This is a genomic window from Rhodococcus sp. NPDC058505 (assembly GCF_042720095.1).
Classification (GTDB): domain Bacteria; phylum Actinomycetota; class Actinomycetes; order Mycobacteriales; family Mycobacteriaceae; genus Rhodococcus_G.
This window is the reverse complement of the sequence record NZ_JBHXNB010000050.1, coordinates 1-6,163: the sequence shown is the minus strand read 5'-3', so window position 1 is coordinate 6,163 and position 6,163 is coordinate 1. Positions and strand designations below refer to the sequence as shown.

General features: G+C 71.0%; 8 protein-coding genes. 2 read left to right on the top strand and 6 right to left on the bottom strand.

Going from position 1 to position 6,163, the window contains the following annotated elements:
• Positions 1-63 precede the first annotated feature (63 nt).
• Positions 64-327 carry a hypothetical protein gene (locus tag ACFWPA_RS19530; protein WP_378505566.1) on the bottom strand — a complete coding sequence of 88 codons (264 nt, stop codon included), beginning with the start codon at positions 325-327 and terminating at the stop codon, positions 64-66.
• A 69-nt stretch (positions 328-396) separates the two neighbouring features.
• Here ACFWPA_RS19530 and ACFWPA_RS19525 point away from each other — a divergent pair, with 69 nt between their 5' ends.
• Entirely contained in the window at positions 397-1,047 is a 651-nt protein-coding gene (locus ACFWPA_RS19525) for a response regulator (protein WP_378571584.1), read from the top strand.
• 18 nt (positions 1,048-1,065) lie between these two features.
• Here ACFWPA_RS19525 and ACFWPA_RS19520 read toward each other — a convergent pair whose 3' ends face one another.
• Positions 1,066-1,653, bottom strand: coding sequence for a TetR/AcrR family transcriptional regulator (locus ACFWPA_RS19520; RefSeq protein ID WP_378571582.1), 588 nt, complete (start codon positions 1,651-1,653; stop codon positions 1,066-1,068).
• A gap of 90 nt (positions 1,654-1,743) precedes the next feature.
• Between ACFWPA_RS19520 and ACFWPA_RS19515 the strand changes: the two genes are divergently transcribed.
• A complete protein-coding gene (locus tag ACFWPA_RS19515) occupies positions 1,744-2,772 on the top strand; it encodes a beta-ketoacyl-ACP synthase III (protein WP_378571580.1) in 1,029 nt (342 codons plus the stop codon).
• A gap of 75 nt (positions 2,773-2,847) precedes the next feature.
• On the opposite strand, the gene ACFWPA_RS19510 is transcribed toward ACFWPA_RS19515, so the two are convergent.
• The 4 genes from ACFWPA_RS19510 to ACFWPA_RS19495 form a co-directional block, all read right to left on the bottom strand.
• Complete coding sequence (locus tag ACFWPA_RS19510; protein WP_378571578.1) at positions 2,848-4,422, bottom strand: GAF domain-containing sensor histidine kinase; 1,575 nt, start codon at positions 4,420-4,422, stop codon at positions 2,848-2,850.
• A gap of 53 nt (positions 4,423-4,475) precedes the next feature.
• On the bottom strand, positions 4,476-5,339 hold the full coding sequence (locus ACFWPA_RS19505) for a phytanoyl-CoA dioxygenase family protein (protein ID WP_378571586.1): 864 nt from the start codon (positions 5,337-5,339) through the stop codon (positions 4,476-4,478).
• Positions 5,332-5,754 carry an ectoine synthase gene (locus tag ACFWPA_RS19500; protein ID WP_378505571.1) on the bottom strand — a complete coding sequence of 141 codons (423 nt, stop codon included), beginning with the start codon at positions 5,752-5,754 and terminating at the stop codon, positions 5,332-5,334. Before ACFWPA_RS19500 ends, ACFWPA_RS19505 begins: the two co-directional genes overlap by 8 nt.
• On the bottom strand, positions 5,751-6,163 hold a 413-nt coding region (locus ACFWPA_RS19495), incomplete at its 5' end, for an aminotransferase class III-fold pyridoxal phosphate-dependent enzyme (RefSeq protein WP_378571575.1). The genes ACFWPA_RS19500 and ACFWPA_RS19495, both read right to left, overlap by 4 nt.

Sequence of the window (6,163 nt, the reverse complement as noted above, 5' to 3'; positions counted from 1 at the left end):
CAGGGGCCGGTACCGATCGGTACCGGCCCTTCGCGCGTGCGACGCGGCAGCGTCGGTGTCGGTTCAGCCGAACTCGTCGAGCCCGCCCGCCCGCAACTGCGCCCACACGTCGGTGGGGTGCACGCCGCGGCGGACGGCGTCATTCTCGATCAGCACGCCGAGCAGGACCGAGTTCAGGAACGCGAGCGCGTCCGGGTCGTGCCGGGCGGACTTGACCTCGGCCCACCGGGCGACGTTGCCGCGCTTGGCCGCGGACGCCATCTCCAGCGCCGTCTCGAACAGGGCAGCGGCATCGGACGCGGGTCGGGTGGTGGTCAGGTCGGTCACGGCGTCGAGCCTCGCCGACGGGGACCCCGGCCGATAGTGCCGAAGGTCCCGATGTGCTGGGATCGGAGCATGCAGACACGGCTGTTCCTGGTCGACGACCACGAGATCGTGCGGCGGGGTCTGGTGGACCTGCTCGGCGGCGCCCCCGACCTCACCGTCGTCGGGGAGGCGTCCTCGGTGTCGGGTGCGCTGGCGGGGTATCCGGAGTCCGGCGCCGACGTCGCGGTGCTCGATGTGCGGCTGCCCGACGGGTCCGGGGTGGAGTTGTGCCGCGAACTGCGGTCGACGCATCCGGGGCTGCGGTGCCTGATGCTCACCTCGTTCTCGGACGACGAGGCGCTGTTCGACGCGGTCATGGCAGGCGCGTCCGGCTACCTGCTCAAGCAGATACTGGGCACCGACCTGATCTCCGCGGTGCGAACCGTCGCCGCGGGCGGCTCCCTGTTCGCCGACCGGGACACGGCAGCGGTGCTGGCCCGGATCCGCGAGCAGCGCACCCAGGGCGGTCTCGTCGATGTGCTCACCGATCAGGAGAAGGTGGTGCTCGACCTGATCGGGGAGGGGCTGACGAACCGGGAGATCGGGGCCCGCATGCACCTGGCGGAGAAGACGGTGAAGAACTACGTGTCCCGGCTGCTGGCGAAGCTCGGGATGCAGCGCCGCACGCAGGCGGCGGTGCTGGCGACCGAGCTGAGGGGCCGGCCCGGCCGCGGACGGTGACGCGGACTCCGGCCGCGGTCAGCGCGCGCCGTCGAGGTGGTGCCGCAGCAGCACCGTCAGCTGCCCGTGCGCGTCGGTGAATGGGCGGCTCGACCCGAGCGCGCGGGCCTGCACGATCGCGCCTTCGATCACCGACAGCAGCAGGCCCGCTGTCGGCCGTGCGGTTGCCGCGGGGATCCCGGCCGCGACCAGGCCGTCGGCGAGTCGGGCCGTCCACTCGTCGAACGCCTGCCCGGCCGCGGCCCGCACCGCCGGATCCGATTCGTCCAGCGCGGCGGCCATCATGAACGAACCGAGCCGGTAGTCGCTCGATTCGAGCGGCTCGCGCCAGAACGCGAGCAGCTCGTCCAGCCAGTGCTCGATCGACGGTGCGGTCGCGAGGGCGTCCGCGGTCGCGGCAAGGTGGGAGTGCACCACCCGGGAGACGATCCGGGTCGCGGCCTCGACCAGCTGACTCTTGCCCGCCGGGAAGTGCTGGTACAGCGAGTTTCGGGAGGCGTTGCTCCGCTTGAGGAGTTCGGTGAGCCCGGCCGCGTGGATCCCGGACTCCTGCACCATCGTGATGGTGCTCGCGAGCAGGCGGGCGCGCGGGCGCGGCGGCGTCATGGGAATCCTCCGATTCGCTTGTGTGAACCGATCGGTTCATGTTAGATCGGATTCGGACGTGAACCGGTCGGTTCATAGCGAGAGGATGTCATGCCCGCCCAGATCGCCACCGCAACACCCGTCGCCAACGCGGCGCTCCTCGGTCTCGGGGTGTACCGGCCCCGCCGCGTCGTCCCCAACGCCGAGATCGTCGACCGCATCGATTCCTCCGACGAGTGGATCCGGACCCGATCGGGGATCACCGCCCGGCACTGGGCCTCGGACGACGAGACGATCGTCTCGATGAGCGTCGCCGCCGCGCGGGACGCCCTGTCCGCCGCCGGGATCGCCGCCGATCAGGTCGACGCCGTGGTGTTGGCCACCTCGTCGCAGATGGTGCTCGGGCCCTCGGCAGGCGCGGTGGTCGCCACCGAACTCGGCATGCACGACACCGCCGCCTACGACGTCTCCGCCGGGTGCGCGGGGTTCTGCTATGCGCTCGGCAACGCGGCGGCCCTGGTGCGGGCAGGCCAGGCGCGGCACGTCCTGGTGATCGGCGTCGAACGGCTGTCGGATCTGCTCGACACGTCCGACCGGACCTGCGCATTCATCTTCGCCGACGGTGCGGGTGCCGCCGTGGTCGGACCGTCCGACGTCGAGGGGATCGGCCCGGTCGCGTGGGGATCGGACGGCGCGCAGACCGCGGCGATCAAGCAGGACAAGGACTTCATGGCGTACTTCGCCGAGGTCGCGGACCGCGGTGCGGATGCCGAGCGCCCCTACATTCGGATGAACGGGCAGGCGGTCTTCCGGTGGGCGGTGACCTTCCTGGAGAAGGCCTGCCGCGACGCCCTGGAGCGTTCCGGTGTCACCGTCGACGACCTCGACGCGTTCGTGCCGCATCAGGCCAACAGCCGGATCACCGACGCGCTGGTCCGGGCGCTGGGTGTGCCCGACTCCGTCGCCGTCGCCCGCGACATCGTGGAGGCCGGAAACACCAGTGCCGCATCGATTCCGATGGCGATGGAGCAGCTGCTGCGGTCCGGCGGCGCGAAGGCCGGTGACACCGCGCTGCTGATCGGTTTTGGTGCGGGCCTTGCCTACGCCGGGCAGGTCGTCACCCTCCCACCGATCGCCTGACCCGTCCCGCGCCACCGAACGGGCGGTTGCCGCGCTGGCCACTCGGCCGATGCCCCGGCAACCGCCCGTTCGGTGTCACACCAGCGGTGCGCGCCAGGTGAGGGTGGTGCCGCCGCCGAGGGCGGACCGCACCTCGCAGGCGCCGCCACACGCCGCGGCCCGCTTCGCCAGATTCGACAGGCCGCTGCGGGGTTCGGTGCCGGACATGCCGACCCCGTCGTCCGCGATCGCGACCACGAACTCGTCGGCCGCCGTCACCGTGACGGTGATCGAGCGCGCGGCGGCATGTCGGCGCGCATTGGAAAGGCCCTCACGGAGAACGGCTTCCGCGTGCAGGGCGATGGCCTGGGGGACCAGGGTGTCGATCGCCCCGGAGAACTGCACCGACGGGGTGACCTCGGACGTCAGCTCGCCGACCACGTCCAGCAGCCGCCGTCGCAGCCCGGCGGTCGGGGTGGCCTCCGCCGACTGCAGATCGAAGATGGTGGTGCGGATCTCGCGGACCGTGGTGTCCAGCTGTTCGACGGACCTGGCGAGCACCTCCGCGGTACGACCCGACGCCGTCGCGGCAATCGACTGCAGGCTCATCCCGGTCGCGAAGAGGCGTTGGATGACGTTGTCGTGCAGGTCCCTGGCGATCCGGTCGCGGTCGGCGAGCACGTCCAGCAGCCGCTGCTGACGCTGCTGGTGCGCGAACTCGAGGGCCACCGCCGCCAGGTCCGCCATCGACGCGAGTCGCTGCATCTCGTCCGGGTCCCAGTCGGGTCCGCCCGCGCCCGCGCTGACCACCAGCGCGCCCTGGACGTGCTGCGGGCCCGACACCGGCACCGTCGCCGACCGGACCGCGCCCGCGCTGAGCACCGCGAAGTCGACGCGCTGCCCGACCGTTCGTCGGGGATCGGTGGACGCGAGCACGACCCCGTCCGAGTCGACGGTGTCGACCAGGGTGACCGCGTCCGCGGAGCCGAGTTCACGTACCTGCCGCACCAGCAGGTCCAGGGTCTCGGGTACCGAACCGCCGATCAGCAGCCGCGAGGTGATCGACGACATCGCCGTCAGCCAGCGTTCCCGGGTACGGGACTGCTCGAACAGTCGGGCATTGTCGATCGCCAGCGCCGCCGCCTCGGCCAGCACCGTCAGGATGGTCTGGTCCTCGTCGGTGAACTCCGGGCCGGCGCGCTTCTCGGTGAGGTAGATGCTGCCGAACGCCCGACCGCGCACGATGATCGGCATCCCGAGGAAGCTGCGCATCGGGGGATGGTTCGGGGGAAATCCGATCGAGGAGGTGTGGGTGGCGAGGTCGCGGATCCGGACCGGCCGAGGATCCTCGATCAGCAGCCCGAGCAGGCCGCGGCCCTCCGGAAGGTGGCCCATCGACGCGCGGGTGGCGGCGTCGATGCCCTCGTACACGAACTCCGACAGCCCGCCGCCGGGGGCCCGGACACCGAGTGCGCCGTACCGCGCTCCGAGCAGTTCGGTGGCGGTCCGCACGATCCGCTGCAGGGTGGTGTCCAGGTCCAGGCCGGCGCCGACCACCAGCACCGCCTCGAGCAGATCACGCAGGGTCCGCGGGGAACTGACGCTCTCGCCGAGGCGGCGGTGCACGGTGCCGAGCAGCTGATTCAGGCCGCTGGCGGGATCGTCGACCATGCCCCGAGCCTACTGGGGGCATGGTCGACGGGGTCCGGTGCCGGGCTCGCGGGTCAGCCCCGCGCGGCCAGGTGGAGCGGGCGGGGGGTGCTCGCCGCGTACGGGTGCTGGAGCCGGTTGGAGACGCTGTTGAAGACGACGAAGATGTTCGAGCGCGGCACCGGGGTGATGTTGCCGCCCGACGCGTGCAGCACGTTGCTGTCGAACACGGTCATCGACCCGACGGGCCCGGTGAGCACGTCGATGCCGTGCACGGCGGCCAGTTCGGTGACCGCCGTCTCCGACGGAACCCCGATCCGGGGTGTCGTCGTCACCAGTGATTCGCGGTGGTGGTCCGGTGGGGTTTCGCCGCGGCACTGCACGAACACCCACTGGGTGCCCGGCAGGATCATCAACGGACCATTGTGGGGCTCATTGGGGGTCAACGCGATCGACGCGCTCACTGCCCGCGGCGCCGGCATTCCGTCCTCGGCGTGCCAGGTCTCGAAGTCGGAGTGCCAGTAGAACGCGCCGCCAACGAAGCCCGGCTTGTGGTTGAGCCGGCTCTGGTGGATGTACACCTCGCTGCCGAGGATCCGTCGGGCCAGGTCCGCGGCGCCCGACTCGGCGATCGCCTCCCGCACCACCGCGCTGAGCGCGACGACGTCGAAGATCGATCGAACGTCGGCGTTCGACTCCTCCCGCACGATCCGCTCGTCCCCGGCCAGCGCCGGATCCGACCGGATCCGCTCGATCTCCGCCCGGCACGCCGCCGCGGTCTCGTCCGAGATCGCCCGCATCCGCTGCAGGTAGCCGTTCTCCTCGAAGTGCGCCAGTTCGGGATGCCGGTCGGTGCCCCACAGGACCGGGTCGAGGCGGTCCAGCACCTCGGGCAGGTCGGCCACCCGACTGGGATAGCGGTCGACGCCCTCACGCATCGGCATCGACGGGCTCGCGCTCGGCGACGGTGAGCAGCGGGTAGACGCCGTTCTCGTCGTGCACCTCCCGCCCGGTGACCGGGGGATTGAACACGCACAGCATCCGCATCTGGGTGACCGGTTCGACCCGGTGCCGCTCGTTGCCGTCGAGCAGGTACATGGTGCCCGGACGCAACCGGTGCACCTCGCCCTTGTCGAGGTCGGTGAGGATGCCGTCGCCCTCGATCAGCCAGACCGCCTCGATGTGGTTGGCGTAGTGGAACTCGTTGACCGATCCGGCGGCGATGGTGGTCTCGTGGAAGGAGAATCCGACGCCGTCGCCGGCCAGGACGATCCGCTTCGAGCGCCAGTTGCCGTCCTCGCTGGTGATGTCGCGGTCGGTGTCGGTGATCTCGTCGGTGGTACGCACGATCATGCTCGCAGCTCCTGCTCTCGGCACACGGCCGTCACGGACTCGGTGAGGATCCCCAGACCGAGTTCGAGTTCGTCGGTGGAAATGGTCAGTGGTGGAAGGAGTTTCACGACCTCGTCGGAGGGGCCGGACGTCTCGGCGAGTAGTCCACGCTCGAACGCCGTTCGGCACACCGCCTCCGCCTGCTCGGGCCGCTCAAACACCAGACCCTGGACCAGGCCGCGACCGCGGGTGTCCAGGCCCTCGAACCGCGCCGACAGGTCGGCGAGTGCGGTGTGCACCTGAGCGCCCTTCGCCCGCACCGACTTCGCGAGGATGTCGTCGGCCCAGTACTGCTCGAGGGCGGCGGTGGCGGTGACGAAGGCGGGGTTGTTGCCGCGGAAGGTGCCGTTGTGTTCGCCGGGGGACCAGA

Excerpts from the sequence above, each read along its gene's own strand:
- ACFWPA_RS19510 (WP_378571578.1), bottom strand. The coding sequence starts at position 4,422 with ATGGTCGACGATCCCGCCAGCGGCCTGAATCAGCTGCTCGGCACCGTG.
- ACFWPA_RS19515 (WP_378571580.1), top strand. The coding sequence starts at position 1,744 with ATGCCCGCCCAGATCGCCACCGCAACACCCGTCGCCAACGCGGCGCTC.
- ACFWPA_RS19520 (WP_378571582.1), bottom strand. The coding sequence starts at position 1,653 with ATGACGCCGCCGCGCCCGCGCGCCCGCCTGCTCGCGAGCACCATCACG.
- ACFWPA_RS19505 (WP_378571586.1), bottom strand. The coding sequence starts at position 5,339 with ATGCGTGAGGGCGTCGACCGCTATCCCAGTCGGGTGGCCGACCTGCCC.
- ACFWPA_RS19500 (WP_378505571.1), bottom strand. The coding sequence starts at position 5,754 with ATGATCGTGCGTACCACCGACGAGATCACCGACACCGACCGCGACATC.
- ACFWPA_RS19525 (WP_378571584.1), top strand. The coding sequence starts at position 397 with ATGCAGACACGGCTGTTCCTGGTCGACGACCACGAGATCGTGCGGCGG.